Raw genomic sequence first — 18537 nt, 5'->3', positions numbered from 1 at the left:
TCCTTTTATATGTTTTTATTTTATAAATAAGTTATAAATGTTTCTATTAACTCATCATTATTTTTGTTCATATTACTATCAAAGTATAAGTCTAATAAAGGTATATTAATTTGTTCTTTATATTTTTCTCTAATTATTTTTAGTATTGTAGCTGTATTTTCATACATTGAACTTACTAATATAATTCCATCAACATTTTTAGCTGTAAATAATTTTCCTAGTCTATATCTTCCTGATCCACCCTGATACATAGGCAATTTATCTTTTAATACTTCATCTATTGAGTCTATATCTTCATTAAATGGAGATTTCCCACCTAATATATTATTAGTGTTATCAACTAATTCTTTAGCTTGTTTTAATAGACTTATATATTCTTTATTTTTATTATTTCTTTTATTAGAGAAATCTTTCCATGTCATATATAAAACTTCTGCTAATGGTTGTCTTATAATTTCATTATTTTCCTTTAACTCATTTATCTTGTTATAGTTAAGATAATCTTTATATACAACTAAAGGCTCTCCAATAATTAATAGTTTCTTTTTAGATTTATCTTCTTTTATATCATTTTTTATAGATTTTGATATTCTATTTAAATAATCATTTGATAAATCATTATATTTTATTGTTTTTACTAGATTTTCTAAATATATTTTAGCTTTTTTATCATCTAATAAGTTTATTAAATCACAGATAATAATAGCTTTAAAAAATTCTAATCCATATAACTTATCACCTAATAAGTCTTCTATAAATGGTGCTTCTAAATTAATATTTTTACCTATTTCTAAAGCTTTATCCCTTATAAGCTTTCCATATTGACCAAAAGTTTCACTACCTTCATTTGTAGGTAAGTATAGTGTATATTTATCATCACTATTTTTAAGCTTATTTATAACTTCTGCAATTAAAGCTATTGATGAGAAGTATTCTTTACTCATTGAAAATTCCTTACCATGTTCAATAGTATTTTCATTAACTGCATCTAATATAGTTACATTTTTTCCATTTCTCTCTAAAAATGCTTTAAATACATTGCTATACGGATATATGTTTGGAATTAATATATTATTATTTTCCTTATTTTCTATTTTTATATCGTTATTTTTATTAGCTTCACCCTTGTAATTGTCTAGTGAATTTATAAATGCTTCTACTCTAGTCATAACTCCTACTTTAGATGAGTGTTCATCTACTTCTATATGAAGATATGGTTTATTATTTATCTCTTTTTTAAAGTAATGAGTTAGTATAGTATCAGGTCCACAACCATGATTTGTTATATATATAGGGTATAAGTTTTTATTTTTCTTAATTACTTCAACACCTGCTAATGTGTGTTGCCCAAATGGCCAGTACATATTTTTATATTCATCACCAAGTTCTATATCATCTATTTCAAGATGTCCTAGATGAATTACTTTATATCCTAATTCTTTTAACTTATCTTCTATTCCCATATTTAAAGTTGGATCTACTATATTGTAAACTCTACTTAATATTACAAATACTTTTTCATCTTTATTTATATCATCTAAAACTTCTTTTCCTAATTCTCCTAATTGTTTTCCATATTTCATAAACTTAGTCATACCGTGCATTACTGCGGCACTTGTTTCAATTTTATTCTTTCCAAGTTGTTGTCCTATTTGTAAGAAAGTTTTCATCATATATTCTTTACCAAAGTTAAATGATAAAGCTGGTGCTATTAGCTCAACATTTCTTTCTTTTAAGTTAAATACAGTATCAATTATTTTTGGTGATGTTTGCATGTAAACACATGAATAGTCTTCTCTAGTTTTTGAACCTTCATGCTTCATAGTGTGTAAACTTGGTAGGAAAATATAATCTACATTTTTTTCTAGTAATGTGGCTACATGTCCATTTATTAATTTTACAGGGAAACAAGTTTCTTCAAATGAATATTCTTGGCTTAATCTAACTATATCTTCATTTGTAAGTTCTGATAAAATAACATTGTAACCAAGCTTAGTAAATATGGCATTAAATAATGGGAACATTTTATTTATAAATAACACTCTAGGTATTCCTATAGTTTTTTTATCTTTATCTAATTTTCCACTATATCCATCTAAGAATAGTTTTTTTCCTTTTTCTTTTAAATAATCATTTATTGAGTCATTTTTCTTTATGACTTCATTTTTAGCTATATTTTCTTTGGTAAGTACAGCTACCCCTAAGGCTCCTGTAACACTAAAGAATTCTGGAACTACAATTTCTTTATTAAGTATTGATCTAAATGCATTTACTACGGCTTGATTGTGAGCTATACCACCTTGTAAAAATATCTTATTACCTATTTTTCTATTTCCAACTACTCTGTTTAAATAGTTCTTAACTATCGAATATGAAAGACCTGCTGATATATCTTCAATATTTTCTCCTTGAGATATGGCTTTTCCTATATTCCCTTCAATAAATACAGTACATCTATCTCCTAAGTTACTTGGATATTCTCCTTTTAGTGCTAGATTTCCAAAGTCTTCTAACTTTATTCCTAGTTTTTTTATTTGTTCTTCTATAAATGCTCCAGTTCCTGCAGCGCATATTTTATTCATTTCAAAGTCTTTCACTACTTCATTTTCTATACTTATATACTTTGAATCCTGTCCACCAATTTCAAATATTGTATCCACTTCACTATCAACAATAGTAGCTCCTTTTGCTTGAGCTGTAATTTCATTTACAACAAAGTCTGCATTTAACTCTCTTTTTATAAGCTCTCTTGCAGAACCTGTAGTACCTATTCCCTTAAATTTAAAGTCTTCTCCTAATCTACTTTTAAGTAATTTTAAAGACTCTTCAACTACTAATTTAGGGTTACCCATTGTTTTAGTATAAATATAGTCTATAACTTTATTTTCATCATCAATAACTACAAAATTTGTACTAGTTGACCCTATATCAATTCCTAAATAACCTTCTTTTGAATCACTTTTACAAACATGTTTGTCCAAACTATCATAATTTCCAAACTTATCTAACTTAGGATAAATAGAGTTTTTATTTATTATTTTTTCTACTTTGTCCATATCTTTTAGATTGTTAGTTTCTAAGATTAATTCTTTATTTTTTGCTACATTACAAGCACCAAAGCATGATATAAGTTCAAAATTTTCATCAACTATTAAGTCTTTTTCTTCAAGTTTTAAAACATCTTTTAAAGCTTTTAGTACACCAGTATTGTTGATTACTCCTCCAGTTAACATGATTGGTGTGTTTATAGGATTTTTTTGTATAACATTTGCTCTATAATTTCTAACAAGTGCATAACAAAGACCTAATAATATATCTTCAATTTTTGTTCCATCTTGTTGATGATGTATCATATCAGTTTTTGAAAACACACTACATCTACCAGCAATTCTTGGTATACTAGTTGCTTTTTCAATGTGTTTAGAAATATCTTTTATATCAACAGATAGTCTATATGCTTGTTCTTCTAAAAATGAACCTGTTCCAGCTGCACAACTACTATTCATAAAGAATTTTATATTAGTATTTTACTTTTATCTATATTTGTAATATATTTAGTTTCTTGAGCTCCAAGTTCTATAATAGATTTAACCTTTTGATTTTTATACGTAGCTCCTTCTACTAGTGCTATGCTGTTGTTTATAAAGTATTTTTTATCTATATTAACTCTTTGTGCAAGGCTTCCTGTTATACTAAATATTAACTTTTTGTCTTTATTTTCTAATTTAACTTTATTTATTAATTCATTATAATATTTTTCAATATTACCTTTATGAAATATATATCCTTTTTCAATTATATTGTCTTTATTATCTAAATAAATATATTTAAATGTTGAATAACCTATGTCAATTCCTAATTTATTCATAACTCACCTCTTATCGATAATGATTATTATTTGCTATGAATTTATTATAGTCTAATTTAATTATGAATTCTGTATCATATGATACACTTTTAAACGTTTTATAAAAAATCAAGGCTATAATCTTTATGATAGATTACAGCCTTGTTTTTTTTAATATATATTCAATTTAATAGATTTTAGGTATTAACATGGTGTCTTCCCCTTGGTACTATAAAAGGTGAAGACGATACCGGATCTTTTATAACCATGCAATCTAATCCAAATACTGTATTAATTAATTCTGATGTTATAACCTCAGATGGTTTACCCTGATCAATTAACTCTCCCTTACGAAGAGCAAATATATAATCTGCATATCTAGCAGATAAATTTATATCATGAAGTACCATTACAATAGTGGTTCCTCTTTTACGATTTAAATCTGTTAATAAATCAAGAATCTCTACTTGATAAGTAATATCTAGATAAGTAGTCGGCTCATCTAAAAGAAGTATATCTGTTTGCTGTGCAAGTGCCATGGCAATCCAAACTCTTTGACGTTGTCCTCCTGATAGCTCATCTACACTACGATTAGCAAGCTCTGATATACCCATTATTTCAAGTGCCTCTTCTACAGCTTCAAAATCAGTTTGGTCCATATTTTTTAAAAGTGATTGGTATGGAAATCTACCTCTTGAAACTAAGTCACAAACAGTTATACCTTCTGGAACTACTGGTGATTGAGGAAGTAAACCTAAAGTTTTTGCTAGTTGTTTAGAAGGCATTGAAGTAATTTTTTTACCATCAATTATAACTTCTCCCGAAGCAGGTTTAATAAGTCTAGCAAGTATTTTTAGTAAAGTTGATTTACCACACGCATTTGCTCCTATAATAACACTTATTTTATTACTTGGAATAGTTATATCAATACCATCAATTATAATCTTTTTATCATATCCTGTTACTATATTTTTTGCTTCAAATAAGTTCTGTTTCTTATTCATTATGCTTGCCCCCTCCTATTTATACATATTAGTAGAAATAGCATATATGGAGCTCCTAAAATTCCCGTAACTACACCCACAGGAAATCTTGTACTAAATACAAACTGGCCAATCATATCTGCTCCAAGTACTAATAATGCTCCAACTAGACCCGATGATAAAACATTTGGTGCTCCTGGTCCAACAAGCCTTGATGCTATTGGTCCCGATAAAAATGCAACAAATGCTATTGGTCCTGTAACAGCAGTCGCAAAGGCAATTAAAAATACCGAACTTAAAATTAATAAAATCCGGACTAAATTTATCTTAACGCCAAGTGTAGTTGCAAACTCGTCCCCTAGTTCTAATATTTGAAGATGCTTTGTTAAGCATAAAGTAATACTTCCAAATATAACTACAACTATAAACAAACTTGGCACATCTTCCATACGCATTCCATTTAAACTACCACTTAACCACCTAAGTGCACCTGGAACATCATACTGTGATGCCTTAAGTAATAAAAATGATATAAGTGCATTTATCATTGCTTGTATTCCAATTCCTATAAGTATTAATCTACCGCCTGAAAATCCTGAACCTTTAGATAATAGATATATCAGTGTTGCTACTATAATCCCAGAAATTACTGCAGCTATAGAAACACTGTTTCCACTCATACGAAGAACTAATATACAAAATACTGCTGCAATACTAGAACCTGAAGTTACACCTATAATATCAGGACTAGCTAATGGATTTCTAAGCATGGTTTGAAATGTATTTCCTGCTATTCCAAAAGCTAAACCTACTAAAAGTCCACTAAGCATCCTTGGTAAACGTAGGGTAGCTATTGTAAATGATGCACCTTGTATTTGTTCTCCACCTAAAACTTTCATAACTGTACTTAATGGATAATTAGTCTTGCCATATAAAAGCATCATTCCACAAAGACATACTGTTAAAGTAAGAAGTATAATAGTAACGCTAATCATACGAATTTTCCTTTTAGTATATCCTTGTTTAATCATAGTGTGAGTAGTTTGCATCATATAGTCCTCACCTTCGCTTTCCTAGCAACAATAATAAGAATTGGTGCTCCTAAAAATGCAGTAATAATACCTACCTCGAGTTCACTTGGACTTCCAATTACTCTTCCTATAACATCTGAAATTGTTAAAAGCATTGCTCCTCCAACAGCTGACATAGGGACTAAACTTCTCATATTTGAACCAAAAATAAGACGTATACTATGAGGTATCATTAATCCTACAAATCCAATAGGTCCCGCAATTGCAGTAGTTGCACCACATAGTATAACCCCTGCAATTGCACATATAATTCTAATAATCCCTGTATTTACTCCTAGTCCAGTTGCAACCTCATCTCCTAATGCTAAAGCATTTAATGCTGGTGTTGCTATTATACTTATAAGTAAGCCAACTATAAGAAATGGTAATATTAAATTAATGCTTTCCCATGTTGCACCGCTTACACTTCCAACTTGCCAAAATCTATATGCATCCATAACTTCTGCTCTTGGTAAGATAACCGCACTTACTAGTGATGATAAAGCTGCACTAGTGGCTGCACCTGCTAAAGCAAGTTTTATAGGTGTCATACCTCCAGGTCCAATAGATGCTATACCATAAACAAATATTGCTGTTATCCCAGCTCCAGCAAGTGCAAACCAAATATATTCATTCGCTGTACTTATATTTAAAAATGCAATTCCAGTTACAACAAACAAAGATGCTCCAGTATTTACTCCTAAAATACTTGGGTCAGCTATTGGATTTCTAGTAATAGATTGCATAAGGGCTCCTGATATTCCAAGAGAAGCCCCTGCCATAATACTAAAAATAGTTCTTGGAATACGTTCACTAACTACCACTGCAGCAAAAGACGTATTATCACTATTTAATAAAGCATTTATTACTTGACTAAATTCAATATTTTTTGAACCAAATGCTAATGATGCTATTACACATATACCTAGACAAATAAAGCTAACTAAGTATATTCCTATGGTTTTTGTAAGTCTCATTGTACTTTATTTGCTGCCTCTCCAAGTGTCTTTAAGTATTCATCTATTGTTGCTGAAATAGATAATGCACTAGGTGTACCAGATGCTGCTAGTGCTGAACCATCTTCTATAATAGCAACTGAACCTCTTTTTATTGCTGGAAGTGTTCCTAATAAAGGATCTGATTGTAATTGCTTTAATAATGCATCATTTCCATAAGTCACTATAACATCTATATCTTTTAATTTATCAATATTTTCTGAACTAATTTCAATAGCAAAACTATCTGAGCTTTCTGCAAGTTTATTAACACTTTCAGGTAACTCTAGCCCTAAGTCGTTTAAATATGCTGCACGAGGATCCGCTGGAAGATATACATAGAACTTACCTAAGTCAGCTGGGTTAAAGTAGAAGAATCCTCCCTTTTTACCTTTAAGTTGTGAATAGTCACTAGTTTTTTCTTTTATTAATTTTTCTAAGTTTGAAACTAATTTCTCTCCCTCATCCTTTTTACCTATGGCAGTAGAGTTTATAGTTATTTGGTCACGCCAATATGTTTGCCATGGAAGTTTAGGATATGCTACAACAGGAGCAATTTTACTTAATAAATCATATTCCTCTTTTGTAATTCCTGAGTATGCAGCTAATATAATATCTGGGTTAGAATTACTTATAGCTTCATAATCTAAACCATCTATATCATCAAAAGTAGCCGGTTTTTCTACTCCTAATTCCTTATATTTTTCAGCAGTCCAAGGTAATAACCCATTTTTATCTGTTGTACCATAGTTAGCCTTAGATACACCAACTGGTTCAACACCTAATGCTAAAGGTGTATCTTGATTTCCCCAAGAAATTGTAGCAACCCTTTCTGGTTGTTTTTCTATTACAGTTTCTCCAAATGCATGTTTAATTGTCATTGGATAACTGGTAGAACTACTTTGTCCTGTATTAGATTTATCTTGATCTTTGCCTGCTGGGCTTGAGCATCCTGTTATTAGTAAAGCACAAGCAATAACAACAGAACCTATTTTTTTTAGTCTCATAATCATCCTCCTGATTGTTATGTTAGTATTTTTTGTATAAATTTTTAATTATCTGCTTTATTGATAATAATTATCAATATCATTTCAATATTATTTTATATTTACCATTCAGATTTGTCAATAATTTTTATTGTATATTTTATTTATTATTTGAAATACACTTTATCAAAGGCTATCTACCATCTTACCTGCGCTACATAAAGATAGCACCATTTATAAATTATAATAAAAAAAGTTACTCAAAAAGAGTAACTTAGCATAGACTTAATAATTTAATATTTTGCATATATAAATAGAACTTTTTTATTTACCCCAAAATATTAAAAAAGGTAAAATTGATCTAAAAAGGGTCTAAATCATTCCCATAAGTTTAGGTATGAATAAACTTATTTCTGGTATAAATGTTACTAACATAAGTACAACCAATATACCTACATAAAATGGTAATAAGTATTTTATTACATCTTCTATCTTCGTTTTACCTACTTTACATCCAATAAACAATGTATTTCCAACTGGAGGTGTTATATTCCCTATACATAAGTTAAATATAAGCATTATCCCAAATTGCACAGAATCCATTCCAAAGTTTTTAGCTATTGGTAAGAATATTGGTGTAAATATTAATATTGCTGGTGTTAAATCCATGAATGTACCAACTATTAATAGTATTAAGTTCATTATTAATAATATAACAACTGGATTTGAAGATATTCCTAATAATATTTCAGTTATAGCACTTGGTATATTTGTAAATGCCATAACCCAAGACATTATAGATGATACTCCTATTAAAAATATTATTATTCCTGTCATTTCAACTGTTTCTAATAATATTCTTGGTATATCTTTTACTTTTATTGATTTGTAGAAGAAAAATGATAGTATAAAAGAGTATACAACTGCAACTGCTGCTCCTTCTGTAGCTGTAAATATCCCACCTACTATACCACCTATTATTACAAATATTAAAGCTAAACTTGGTAAAGCATCTACAAATATTTTCATAGCTTCTTTGAAACTTATTTGATATTTTGATGAATACTTATATTTCTTAGCTAGTATAAAAGCAACTACCATTACTGATAATCCCCATAATATACCCGGTATATAACCTGCCATAAATAATGCTGCTACTGATGTTCCACCACTTACTAGTGAATATATTATAAGCGAGTTACTTGGAGGAATTAAAAGTCCTGTTGGTGCAGAAGCTATATTTACTGCTGCACTGTAATTTTTATTATATCCTTCAGCTTCTTGAAGTGGAGACATTGTTCCACCTATAGCAGCAGCTGCTGCAACCGAAGAACCACTTACAGCTCCAAATAACATATTTCCAACTACATTTGTATGTGCTAGAGATCCCGGTAATTTACCACTTAATACTTTTGCAAAGTTTACTAACTTTAAAGCTATACCACCATTGTTCATTATGATTCCAGCTAATACGAAAAATGGTATCGCTAGTAATGAGAAACTACTTATACCTGTAAATATTCTTTGTGCTCCAGTTAATACTGCTACATCCCATGATAATGTAGTTAATATACCAAATATAGATGCTATTCCTATAGTTATAGATATTGGTATTCCTAATAAAAGTAATATAGGAAAAACAATAGCTATAGCTGTACCTGCTTGAAGTGCTAGTTCCATAATCTTCTCTCCCTCAGATTAATTATTATTTACAACTTTTTTTGATGATGTTGATTCTTTTTTTAAGTCAACTAAATTTAAAATATTATATATAATCGTTATTATCCCTGATAAAGGTAGAGCTAGATAAATATATCCCATTGGTATACCTAATGCAGGAGAAACTTGTCCCATAGCTAGCATACTTATTTGAACCCCACCTAAAACTAAAACCAGTGCTGAAAATACCATTACCACTAATTCTGTCATTATTTCTAATCCCATTTTTACTTTAGGGCTTTTCCCCTCTAATCTTTGTCTAAAAAATACCATAGTCATGTGGTCTTTTTTTCCAAATACATATGATGAACCAAGTAAAGCCATCCATACAAATGAATATATTAATAAATCTTCTGATACTGTACTTGGGTTATTTAATACATAACGAGTTATTATCTGCCAAGTACCTAAAACTACCATAAATGCTAGTAGTGCCATACATATGACTTCTATTACTTTGTTCAATGCTTTTCTTAAATTATCCATCTTAATTCCTCCCTACTAGTATTTATTTACTTTCTTTTGGTGCTTTTTGTTGTATCTTATTGTATAAAGTTTTTACTTCTTCATCATCTTCAGTCATTTCTTTATGAAGTGGTAAAACTTTTTCTTTAAATGGTTCGATTTCTGGATAGTAGAATTTAACTCCCATAGCTTTTGATTGTTCTACTGCTTCTGCTACCTTATCTTCCCATGCATCAACTTCAAACTTATTTATCTCATTAACTGCATCTAGTATTATAGTTCTATGTTCTTCGCTTAAACTATCTAATAATTTTGCGTTCATTATTAATATATCTGGAATCATTGCGTGTTGGTTGTATGAATAATGCTTAGCAACTTCACCATGCTTATTATTAGTAAGTGCTAATTCATTATTTTCTGCTCCATCTATAACCTTTTGTTGAAGAGCTGTATACACTTCTCCAAAACTCATTGGTGTAGCAGAACCACCTAATAATTCCATCATTCTTATGTTTGTTTGACTTTGTTGTACTCTTATTTTCTTCCCTTTTAAATCTTCTGGTTTCATTATAGGCTTATCTGTTGTGTACATATTTCTTGAACCTGCATCAAACCATGTAAGACCAACAAATCCAGATTCTCTAGTCGACTCATATATATTGTCCATTATATCTTTGTCATTCATTACAGAATGATAATGTTCTTTACTATTAAATAAGTATGGAAGATTGAATACACTATATGATTTATTAAAACTTTCAAGTAAACTTATACTTCCAACAGCTATATCTATAGCTCCTGTTTGAGTAAGTTCTACGGCCTCACGCTGTCCCCCTAATAACTCATTTGGGTATACTTGTATATCTATCTCATTATTAGTTTTATCTTCTACAATTTTCTCAAATTCTTTTAGTGCTAAATGTATTGGATGTTCCTCTCCTTGGTTATGTGCCACCCTCATAACTCTTGCTTCATTTTCTTTACTTGAACTACATCCAACTACTGATAAGCTAGTTATGGCAACAAGTAAAAGTGCCTTAATCCTTTTATTCATCTATAAATTCCCCCTAGGATTATTTTTCAAAGTATTTTTTAGCGTTGTTGTAACATATATCTTCTACTATCTCACCTAATATATCTAAATCACATGGATATTCACCATTTTCAACTAACTTTCCTAAGTAATTACAAAGAATTCTTCTGAAATATTCATGTCTTGTAAATGATAAGAAACTTCTTGAATCCGTAAGCATTCCTATAAATTTACTGACTAAACCTAATTGTGAAAGTGCTATAAGCTGTCTTTCCATTCCGTCCTTTTGGTCATTGAACCACCATCCAGATCCAAATTGAATTTTACCTGCAACTTGTCCGCCTTGGAAGTTTCCAATCATAGTTCCTAATACTTCATTATCTTTTGGATTTAAGCAATAAAGAATAGTTTTAGGTAGCTTATCTTCTACATCTAAACTATCTAATAACCTCGATAAAGAGGAAGCGATTTCCCCATCATCAATACTATCAAATCCTGCATCTGCTCCAACAGCATTAAACATTCGAGTATTATTATTTCTAAGTGCCCCTATATGAAGTTGCATTACCATATTTCTTTCACTATACATTTTCCCTAATTCTATTAATGTAAATGTTGTGTATTTTTGAGCTTCTTCTATGCTTATTTCTTCTCCAGCTAAAACTTTAACAAATATATTTACAACTTCCTCTTTGTTTGTAGGTTTAAAATAAACTCTTTCTAAACTATGGTCTGTTATATTGCAACCATTGTCTACAAAGTAATTTAACCTTTTTTCTAATATTTCTATTAATTTATCATAATCTTTAATTTCCGTATTTTCTGTTTTCCCTAATAACTTTATGTAGTCACAGAAATCTTTATTTTGTATTTTTAATGCTCTATCTGGTCTAAATGTAGGTCTTACCTCACACTCAAAACTATCATCAGCATTAATTTCTTTATGATACTTTAAATCATCTATTGGATCATCTGTAGTTCCTATATAAACTACATTAGACATACGTATTAAGTTTCTAGCAGTTAAATTATTTTCTACTATAGCATTATTACATTTTTCCCAAATGTCTTTTGCAGTCTTTGCACTTAAATTTTCTTCAATGTTGAAGTATCTTTTAAGTTCTAGATGTGACCAATGATATATAGGATTTCCTATTAAATAAGGCATCATCTTTGCAAATTCGTAGAATTTTTCAAAATCACTAGCATCACCAGTTATATATCTTTCATCTATGCCAAAACTTCTCATAGCCCTCCACTTATAGTGATCATGGTATAACCACATTTGAGTTATGTTTTCATATTCTTTATCTTCTGCTATCTCAACTGCTGGCAAGTGGCAGTGGTAATCAAATATAGGCATTTTTGAAGCATTATTATGATATAAGGTTTTAGCTACTTCATTTGATAATATAAAATCTTGGTCCATAAACTTTTTCATAATTTTCTCCTAAATCAATGTTTTAATATCGTTTTCTCAATATATTAAATATTAACATGATTCTTAATATTCTCCAATATATTTCATTATTTTACATTTTTATACATTTTTTATAAAGTAGTGTTTTGAAATAAAATTTATTCCAAAACACTATTTTTATTTTTATTATTTGTTTTTATTTATTGCTTCTATTAATCCATTTATATAAACAGCCCCTAATGCTCTATCATATAGTCCATATCCTGGTCTTCCAGTTTCTCCCCATATCATTCTTCCATGGTCTGGTCTATATGGCCCTGTAAATTCATAATCACAGTATGCTTTTACTATTTCATAGAAATCTAGGGAACCTGCTTCAGATAAGTGAGCCACCTCATTGAAACTACTATCTCCTGTTATTAAAACATTTCTTAAATGAGCAAAGTTTATTCTATTCTTTTCTTTTCCAAAATAATTAACCATTTCTACTACATCATTAGTTTTAGTACATCCTAATGATCCTGTACATAAAGTTATACCATTATATTCACTATCATAAATATTTATAAATCTTTCTAAGTTTTCAAAGTTAGTTATTATTCTTGGAAGTCCAAATATTCCCCATGGTGGATCATCCGGATGTATAGCCATTTTTACGTTACTTTCTTCAGCTACAGGCATTATTTCTTTTATAAAGTACTCTAAGTTTTCCCATAATTTTTCTTCATCTACATTCTTGTATTTATCAAGTAATGCACCTAGTCCACCTTCTCCATAAGATGTATCCCATCCAGGAAGTTCTAATTCACCAAGTGCTGGATCCATTTTCTTAACTGTTTCTTCATCATATATTAAGCAAGTTGAACCATCTTCAAGCTCATAATTTAGATCTGAACGAGTCCAGTCAAATACTGGCATAAAGTTGTAACATACTGTTTCTATACCCGCTTTTCCTAAGTTTCTTAATGTTTCCTTGTAGTTTTCTATGTACCTTTCTCTAGTTGGTAAACCTAATTTTATATCTTCATGAACTGGTACACTTTCTATAACTGAAAGCTTTAATCCATTATCTTCTACATTCTTCTTTAACTCTAATATTTTTTCTAATGGCCAAGCTTCACCTACTGGTATATCATATATTGCAGTTACTATACCCTTCATACCAGGTATTTGTCTAATATACTCTATCTTTACAGGATCATCTTGTCCATACCATCTAAATGTCATTTCCATATTTTAGTTCCCCCGAATTATCTTTTTATATTTTGTAATCCTTTTTCTATTAAACTAGTTACACTATCTTTATCTACTATATTTATATCGCCTTTTATAGAGTGTTTTAATGCACTTGCACAAACTCCAAATTCTACGATTTCTTTTTTATCTAAGTTATCTAAAATTCCGTGAAGTATACCTGCTGTAAACGCATCGCCTCCACCAACTCTATCTAATATGTCAAAGTTGTATTCATTTGAAATATGTAAATTTTCTTTATCAAATAAGTAACCTTTTAATGAGTTATTATTTATTGAATGAACACTTCTCTTTGTACAAGCTGCATATTTTATATTTGGATATTTTTCAAATAATTTTTCATATAAATTTTTAAGGCTTTCTTCAAATTCTAAGTCACAAGGTTCATATTTTAATATGTTTGTCATGTCTAAACTTCCTAAAAAAGCTATATCCACAAAAGGAAGTATTTCTTCTAAAAAACCTTTAGCATCTTCTAAACTCCAAAGTTTCGCTCTATAATTAGAATCCAAGGACACTAGTATACCAATATTGCTACAATATTTTGCTATCTTTATAGTTAAATCATATAAGTCTTTACTTAACGCTGGTGTTATACCTGATAAATGAACCATTTTAACATCTTTTAGTATTTTCTCTATATCAAATTCATCTTTATTTGCCATAGATATAGCTGAATATTTTCTATCATATATAACCTCAGTACTCCTAAGTCCATGTCCAATTTCTAAAAAATAAATACCAAGTCTTCCATAACCTTGTAATATGTCACTCGTATCTACATTATAACTTCTTAAATCTCTTATAACTTTATCACCTAAAGAGTTATTAGGTAATTTAGTTACAAACTTAGTTTCATGTCCGAAACTTGCTAAACTTGCAACTACGTTTGCTTCTCCACCACCATAAGTCGCATCAAATGAATTAACTTGTATAATCTTTTGATTATTAGGAGGTGTAAGCCTTAGCATTATTTCTCCAAATCCTAAAACCTTTTTATTATTTGCTTCTAACATCTTTTATTTTCTCCACAAATTCTTTAGCTAGTTTTTCTATATCTTCTAAGCTTCCTGCATTAAATAATGAACTACCTACTCCTACACAAGAAACTCCCATTTCAAACCACTTGTCTACATTATCTATACTAACTCCACCTGTAGGCATTATCTCAACATGAGGTATTGGGGCTTTTACAGCTTTTACATATTTATGTCCAAATGTATCTCCTGGGAATAATTTGACCATCTTGTTTCCTTTTTCTAAGGCATTCATTATCTCAGTAACTGTCATGCATCCTGGTAAGTAAAGGGTGTTTAGTTCCTTACAAACTTCATTGACTTCTTCATTATATCCTGGACTTACAACATATTTTGCTCCGGCTAAGATTGCATCCTTAGCCATTTCTCTATTTAAAACACTTCCAACACCTAGTATTAGATTTTCATCATTTCTTAATTCATTTATTAAATCAACAACATTTGGTATTGAGTATGTTAGCTCTACTGCTTTTATTCCACCATTTACACAAGCATTTATATATCCTTTAGCTTCTTCATGATCTTTTGCTCTTATTACAGCAACTATACCTTCATTCTTTATAGTATTTAACATAACTGCCTCCTATACACCTGAGTAAGCACTAAATGCTCCATCTACTGGTATTACTACACCATTTACAAACCCTGATGCTTCACTACTTACTAAGTATAATAATGTTCCTATTAATTCTTCAGCCTCTCCATATCTTCCCATTGGCGTACTATTTAATATCTTTTGACTTCTTTCTGTTGGAGATCCATCTTCATTAAATAATAATTTTTCATTTTGAGCTGTTACAAAGAATCCAGGTGCTATAGCATTTACTCTTACGCCTACTTTTGACATATGTACAGCTAACCATTGAGTAAAGTTACTTACTGCAGCTTTTGCTCCTGAGTATGCTGGTATTTTAGTAAGCGGAGTGTATGCATTCATTGAAGATATATTTATTATTGTACACCCTTCTCTGTTTATCATATCTCTACTAAATTCTTGTGATGGAAGTAATGTTCCTAAGAAATTTAAGTTAAATACGAATTCTACTCCTTTTGGATCTAGATCAAAGAATGATGTTAATTCTTCATTATCTAAATCTTCTTCTAATAAGTATTCCTTAGTCGTTGTTCCTTTTGGATGGTTTCCACCTGCTCCATTTATTAATATATCACATGGTCCAAATTCTTTTAATATTATCTCATGTGCTCTTTTTAAACTTTCTTTATCTAAAACGTTAGCTTCTATTCCTATGGCACATCCACCATTATCTATTATTTCTTGGGCTTTAGCTTCACAAGCGTCTTTTCCTAATGCAAGTATAGCTACTTTAGCTCCACATTTAGCTAAAGCTTCAACCATAGCCCCACAAAGTATTCCTGTTCCACCTGTTACTACAGCTACTTTATTATTTAAATCAATATTAAATGGTAATTTCATTTGTTGTACCTCCATTTTTATTATACTTGTATACTAGCATATCATTTTTTCCAATGCAATACCTTTTCCTGAATTTCTACAATAAATTACAAATAAAAAACATCTGTAAATTACAGATGTATATTTTATATACTTTTATTTGAAAAATGCCTTTATTTCTTCATTTTCATTTATTAATATTTCCCATTCATTTGCAGGATCTACTATATGTTTATTTACATATGTATCTATCTTATCAAATTCATTATTTTTAATTATTTCTATCATTTCTTCATGATGTTTTATTATTTGCATTTTATTACTTTTCATTTCAGATAAAAGTCTCATTCTATTGTAGTGAGTACTTATATTCATAATAGTATCCCATATATTCGCTTTATTACATCCTAAGAATATTAACTTGTGAAAACTTTTATCTAAGTTATGAAACTCAATTTCTTTTCCCTTTTTATCAAAAATTAGTTTTTGGGCAAATAAATTTTTTTCTAATTCCATAAATAATTCTTCCGAAAATCCACTACAAGCTTCTTTTAACACTTCTTTTTCTAGTATAGATCTCATAAATATAGCTTCATTTATAAGGTCTCTATCTATCAATGATACATAAGTACCTGCTTGAGGTTTAACCTCAATAAGATGCTCAGTTTTTAATCTCATTAATATTTCTCTTATTGGTGTTCTAGATATATTCAATTGTTCAGATAAATTAGACTCACTTAACAATTCACCTGGCTTTAGATCTAAAGACATAATGTTATCTTTTAAAACTCTATAAGCGTATTCTTTTGCTGTTTCTTTATGTTTTCTCTCGTAAAGTATCATTTTTCCTCCAATATATTATTTTAATATATGCTACAAAATTAGTATTGATATACTAGAATATTAATATATATTCTTTTTTATAATATCTCTTAATTAGATAAATTTAAAGGGTAAAAAGAATTTATTATATTATTTTTAATGTTTTTATTTTGCATTTTACTAATAAATTTATGTAAAATACCTCATTTAGATAATTTATGCTCTAGATATAAACTTATTTTTATAACACAGTATTTTTATATTAGTAAAACAAAAATGCATTGATAGTTTTATCAATGCATTTTTTGCTTATTCCAATATTGAATACAATTCACAGAAATAGTACCCACTATTTCAAACTATAATTTACTTATTCTTAGTTACAGGAATCCAAATTTCACTTTTAAATTTTGGTGATGTAGTATCTTTGTTCTCATTCCATAAAATCTCAGGACCTTGTTCTACTTCATAGTTAGATGATGGAAACCATTCTGAATATATTCTTCCCCATACATTTTGAAGAGCATCTGGAAATGTACCTATAGCTTCAAAAACAGCCCATGTACCAGACTTTACTTCAAGTACTTCAAATTGTTCCTCAGATTTATTAGTTGTAGCTACTCCAATATAATGGTCTAATTCACCATGTCCCTCCATTCGCGTTTCAGAGAAATTTACAGATGCACTTAATATACCCATAGGCTCTATATTTGAAAGTGACTTCAGTTTCATTATTTTTTCTGGAGTTAAAGACTGCCACATCTCAGAAATTTCAGGATTTACACCTTCGAAAATAATAGGAACTCTTTTCTTCAAACCTACAATTTTAAATGCTTCTTTTTCTACAATACGATAATTCATTTCGCAACCTCCACTTATAGATATTTGAAAGGTCATTCTAGGATATGCTTTTAGCATTTTTTTTGAATTTCTTGCTTCAGAAGGCATAATACCATGGATGGTATTAAATGCTCTAGCAAAAGAATCAGCTGAATTATAACCATACTTTATAGCAATATCAATAATTCTAATATCACTATTTCTTAAATCAAAAGCCGCTAAAGTCAGTCTTCTACGCCTTATATATTCTGATATGCTTATACCTGCTATAAAAGAAAACATTCTCTTAAAATGGTACTCTGAACAACATGCTATTTTAGCTATTTCTTTATAATTTATTTCGTGTTCTATATTTTTTTCAATATAATCTAATGCATCATTCATACATTTTAGTGTGTTCATGTAACTCCCACCTTTCATATTTAATTTTATCAATTGTTATCTACCATTATCCTATTTTTCACGTTCCACTTTTGTCGGTTATATTAAAATATATTTTTTCTCTTAATTTCTATTTATCTGATTATACAGTTATTCTTATTACTTTGCAGTATTCATCTAATTAACTCCTGTTCTTAATTTTTGCATAAAAATTAGGAATAGCTTAATTGCTATCCCCCTATATACTTTTATAGAACTACTGATTTTTCTT

At 29.3% G+C, this 18537-nt stretch carries 16 protein-coding genes; all 16 read right to left on the bottom strand.

The features are described 5' to 3' along the window. Positions 1-20: 20 nt before the first annotated feature. Positions 21-3506: an acyl-CoA dehydratase activase gene (locus BN899_RS13390; RefSeq protein ID WP_242824185.1), complete on the bottom strand. Its 3486-nt coding sequence runs from the start codon at positions 3504-3506 to the stop codon at positions 21-23. 8 nt (positions 3507-3514) lie between these two features. After that, the gene (locus BN899_RS19865; protein WP_242824184.1) at positions 3515-3868 is read right to left on the bottom strand and encodes a hypothetical protein; all 354 of its coding nucleotides are present in this window, start codon (positions 3866-3868) and stop codon (positions 3515-3517) included. Positions 3869-4044: 176 nt separating this feature from the next. Next, on the bottom strand, positions 4045-4851 hold the full coding sequence (locus BN899_RS13385) for an ABC transporter ATP-binding protein (protein ID WP_042276311.1): 807 nt from the start codon (positions 4849-4851) through the stop codon (positions 4045-4047). Further along, positions 4851-5882 (bottom strand): FecCD family ABC transporter permease, encoded by a 1032-nt coding sequence (locus BN899_RS13380; RefSeq protein WP_042276308.1) that lies wholly within the window; start codon positions 5880-5882, stop codon positions 4851-4853. The genes BN899_RS13385 and BN899_RS13380 overlap by 1 nt, the downstream gene beginning before the upstream one ends. Beyond that, on the bottom strand, positions 5879-6877 hold the full coding sequence (locus BN899_RS13375) for a FecCD family ABC transporter permease (protein ID WP_042276305.1): 999 nt from the start codon (positions 6875-6877) through the stop codon (positions 5879-5881). Before BN899_RS13375 ends, BN899_RS13380 begins: the two co-directional genes overlap by 4 nt. Next, complete coding sequence (locus BN899_RS13370) at positions 6874-7902, bottom strand: iron-siderophore ABC transporter substrate-binding protein (RefSeq protein WP_042276303.1); 1029 nt, start codon at positions 7900-7902, stop codon at positions 6874-6876. Before BN899_RS13370 ends, BN899_RS13375 begins: the two co-directional genes overlap by 4 nt. Positions 7903-8253: 351 nt before the next feature. Further along, positions 8254-9561: a TRAP transporter large permease gene (locus tag BN899_RS13365; protein WP_042276301.1), complete on the bottom strand. Its 1308-nt coding sequence runs from the start codon at positions 9559-9561 to the stop codon at positions 8254-8256. An 18-nt stretch (positions 9562-9579) separates the two neighbouring features. Beyond that, positions 9580-10086, bottom strand: a complete 507-nt coding sequence (locus tag BN899_RS13360) for a TRAP transporter small permease (RefSeq protein ID WP_042276299.1) — start codon at positions 10084-10086, stop codon at positions 9580-9582. Between the two features lie 22 nt (positions 10087-10108). After that, complete coding sequence (locus BN899_RS13355; RefSeq protein ID WP_042276296.1) at positions 10109-11119, bottom strand: TRAP transporter substrate-binding protein; 1011 nt, start codon at positions 11117-11119, stop codon at positions 10109-10111. A gap of 19 nt (positions 11120-11138) precedes the next feature. Further along, positions 11139-12539 (bottom strand): glucuronate isomerase, encoded by a 1401-nt coding sequence (uxaC, locus tag BN899_RS13350; RefSeq protein ID WP_042276294.1) that lies wholly within the window; start codon positions 12537-12539, stop codon positions 11139-11141. Positions 12540-12704: 165 nt separating this feature from the next. Next, on the bottom strand, positions 12705-13751 hold the full coding sequence (gene uxuA, locus BN899_RS13345) for a mannonate dehydratase (protein WP_042276292.1): 1047 nt from the start codon (positions 13749-13751) through the stop codon (positions 12705-12707). A gap of 17 nt (positions 13752-13768) precedes the next feature. Beyond that, complete coding sequence (locus tag BN899_RS13340) at positions 13769-14788, bottom strand: sugar kinase (protein WP_042276290.1); 1020 nt, start codon at positions 14786-14788, stop codon at positions 13769-13771. Then, positions 14772-15383 carry a bifunctional 4-hydroxy-2-oxoglutarate aldolase/2-dehydro-3-deoxy-phosphogluconate aldolase gene (locus BN899_RS13335; RefSeq protein WP_042276288.1) on the bottom strand — a complete coding sequence of 204 codons (612 nt, stop codon included), beginning with the start codon at positions 15381-15383 and terminating at the stop codon, positions 14772-14774. Before BN899_RS13335 ends, BN899_RS13340 begins: the two co-directional genes overlap by 17 nt. Positions 15384-15392: 9 nt before the next feature. Further along, on the bottom strand, positions 15393-16244 hold the full coding sequence (locus BN899_RS13330) for an SDR family oxidoreductase (protein WP_042276285.1): 852 nt from the start codon (positions 16242-16244) through the stop codon (positions 15393-15395). A 135-nt stretch (positions 16245-16379) separates the two neighbouring features. After that, positions 16380-17066, bottom strand: a complete 687-nt coding sequence (locus tag BN899_RS13325) for a GntR family transcriptional regulator (RefSeq protein WP_042276282.1) — start codon at positions 17064-17066, stop codon at positions 16380-16382. A gap of 345 nt (positions 17067-17411) precedes the next feature. Next, positions 17412-18287 carry an AraC family transcriptional regulator gene (locus tag BN899_RS13320; protein WP_042276279.1) on the bottom strand — a complete coding sequence of 292 codons (876 nt, stop codon included), beginning with the start codon at positions 18285-18287 and terminating at the stop codon, positions 17412-17414. Positions 18288-18537 lie beyond the last annotated feature (250 nt).

This window comes from Faecalimicrobium dakarense, from assembly GCF_000499525.1.
Taxonomy (GTDB): domain Bacteria; phylum Bacillota; class Clostridia; order Peptostreptococcales; family Peptostreptococcaceae; genus Faecalimicrobium; species Faecalimicrobium dakarense.
The sequence above is the reverse complement of the archived record's forward strand: the minus strand, read 5'-3'. Positions and strand labels throughout refer to the sequence as shown.

Coding starts and splice junctions, on each gene's coding strand:
- BN899_RS13390 (WP_242824185.1), bottom strand. CDS start 3,506: ATGAATAGTAGTTGTGCAGCTGGAACAGGTTCATTTTTAGAAGAACAA.
- BN899_RS19865 (WP_242824184.1), bottom strand. CDS start 3,868: ATGAATAAATTAGGAATTGACATAGGTTATTCAACATTTAAATATATT.
- BN899_RS13385 (WP_042276311.1), bottom strand. CDS start 4,851: ATGAATAAGAAACAGAACTTATTTGAAGCAAAAAATATAGTAACAGGA.
- BN899_RS13380 (WP_042276308.1), bottom strand. CDS start 5,882: ATGATGCAAACTACTCACACTATGATTAAACAAGGATATACTAAAAGG.
- BN899_RS13375 (WP_042276305.1), bottom strand. CDS start 6,877: ATGAGACTTACAAAAACCATAGGAATATACTTAGTTAGCTTTATTTGT.
- BN899_RS13370 (WP_042276303.1), bottom strand. CDS start 7,902: ATGAGACTAAAAAAAATAGGTTCTGTTGTTATTGCTTGTGCTTTACTA.
- BN899_RS13365 (WP_042276301.1), bottom strand. CDS start 9,561: ATGGAACTAGCACTTCAAGCAGGTACAGCTATAGCTATTGTTTTTCCT.
- BN899_RS13360 (WP_042276299.1), bottom strand. CDS start 10,086: ATGGATAATTTAAGAAAAGCATTGAACAAAGTAATAGAAGTCATATGT.
- BN899_RS13355 (WP_042276296.1), bottom strand. CDS start 11,119: ATGAATAAAAGGATTAAGGCACTTTTACTTGTTGCCATAACTAGCTTA.
- uxaC (WP_042276294.1), bottom strand. CDS start 12,539: ATGAAAAAGTTTATGGACCAAGATTTTATATTATCAAATGAAGTAGCT.
- uxuA (WP_042276292.1), bottom strand. CDS start 13,751: ATGGAAATGACATTTAGATGGTATGGACAAGATGATCCTGTAAAGATA.
- BN899_RS13340 (WP_042276290.1), bottom strand. CDS start 14,788: ATGTTAGAAGCAAATAATAAAAAGGTTTTAGGATTTGGAGAAATAATG.
- BN899_RS13335 (WP_042276288.1), bottom strand. CDS start 15,383: ATGTTAAATACTATAAAGAATGAAGGTATAGTTGCTGTAATAAGAGCA.
- BN899_RS13330 (WP_042276285.1), bottom strand. CDS start 16,244: ATGAAATTACCATTTAATATTGATTTAAATAATAAAGTAGCTGTAGTA.
- BN899_RS13325 (WP_042276282.1), bottom strand. CDS start 17,066: ATGATACTTTACGAGAGAAAACATAAAGAAACAGCAAAAGAATACGCT.
- BN899_RS13320 (WP_042276279.1), bottom strand. CDS start 18,287: ATGAACACACTAAAATGTATGAATGATGCATTAGATTATATTGAAAAA.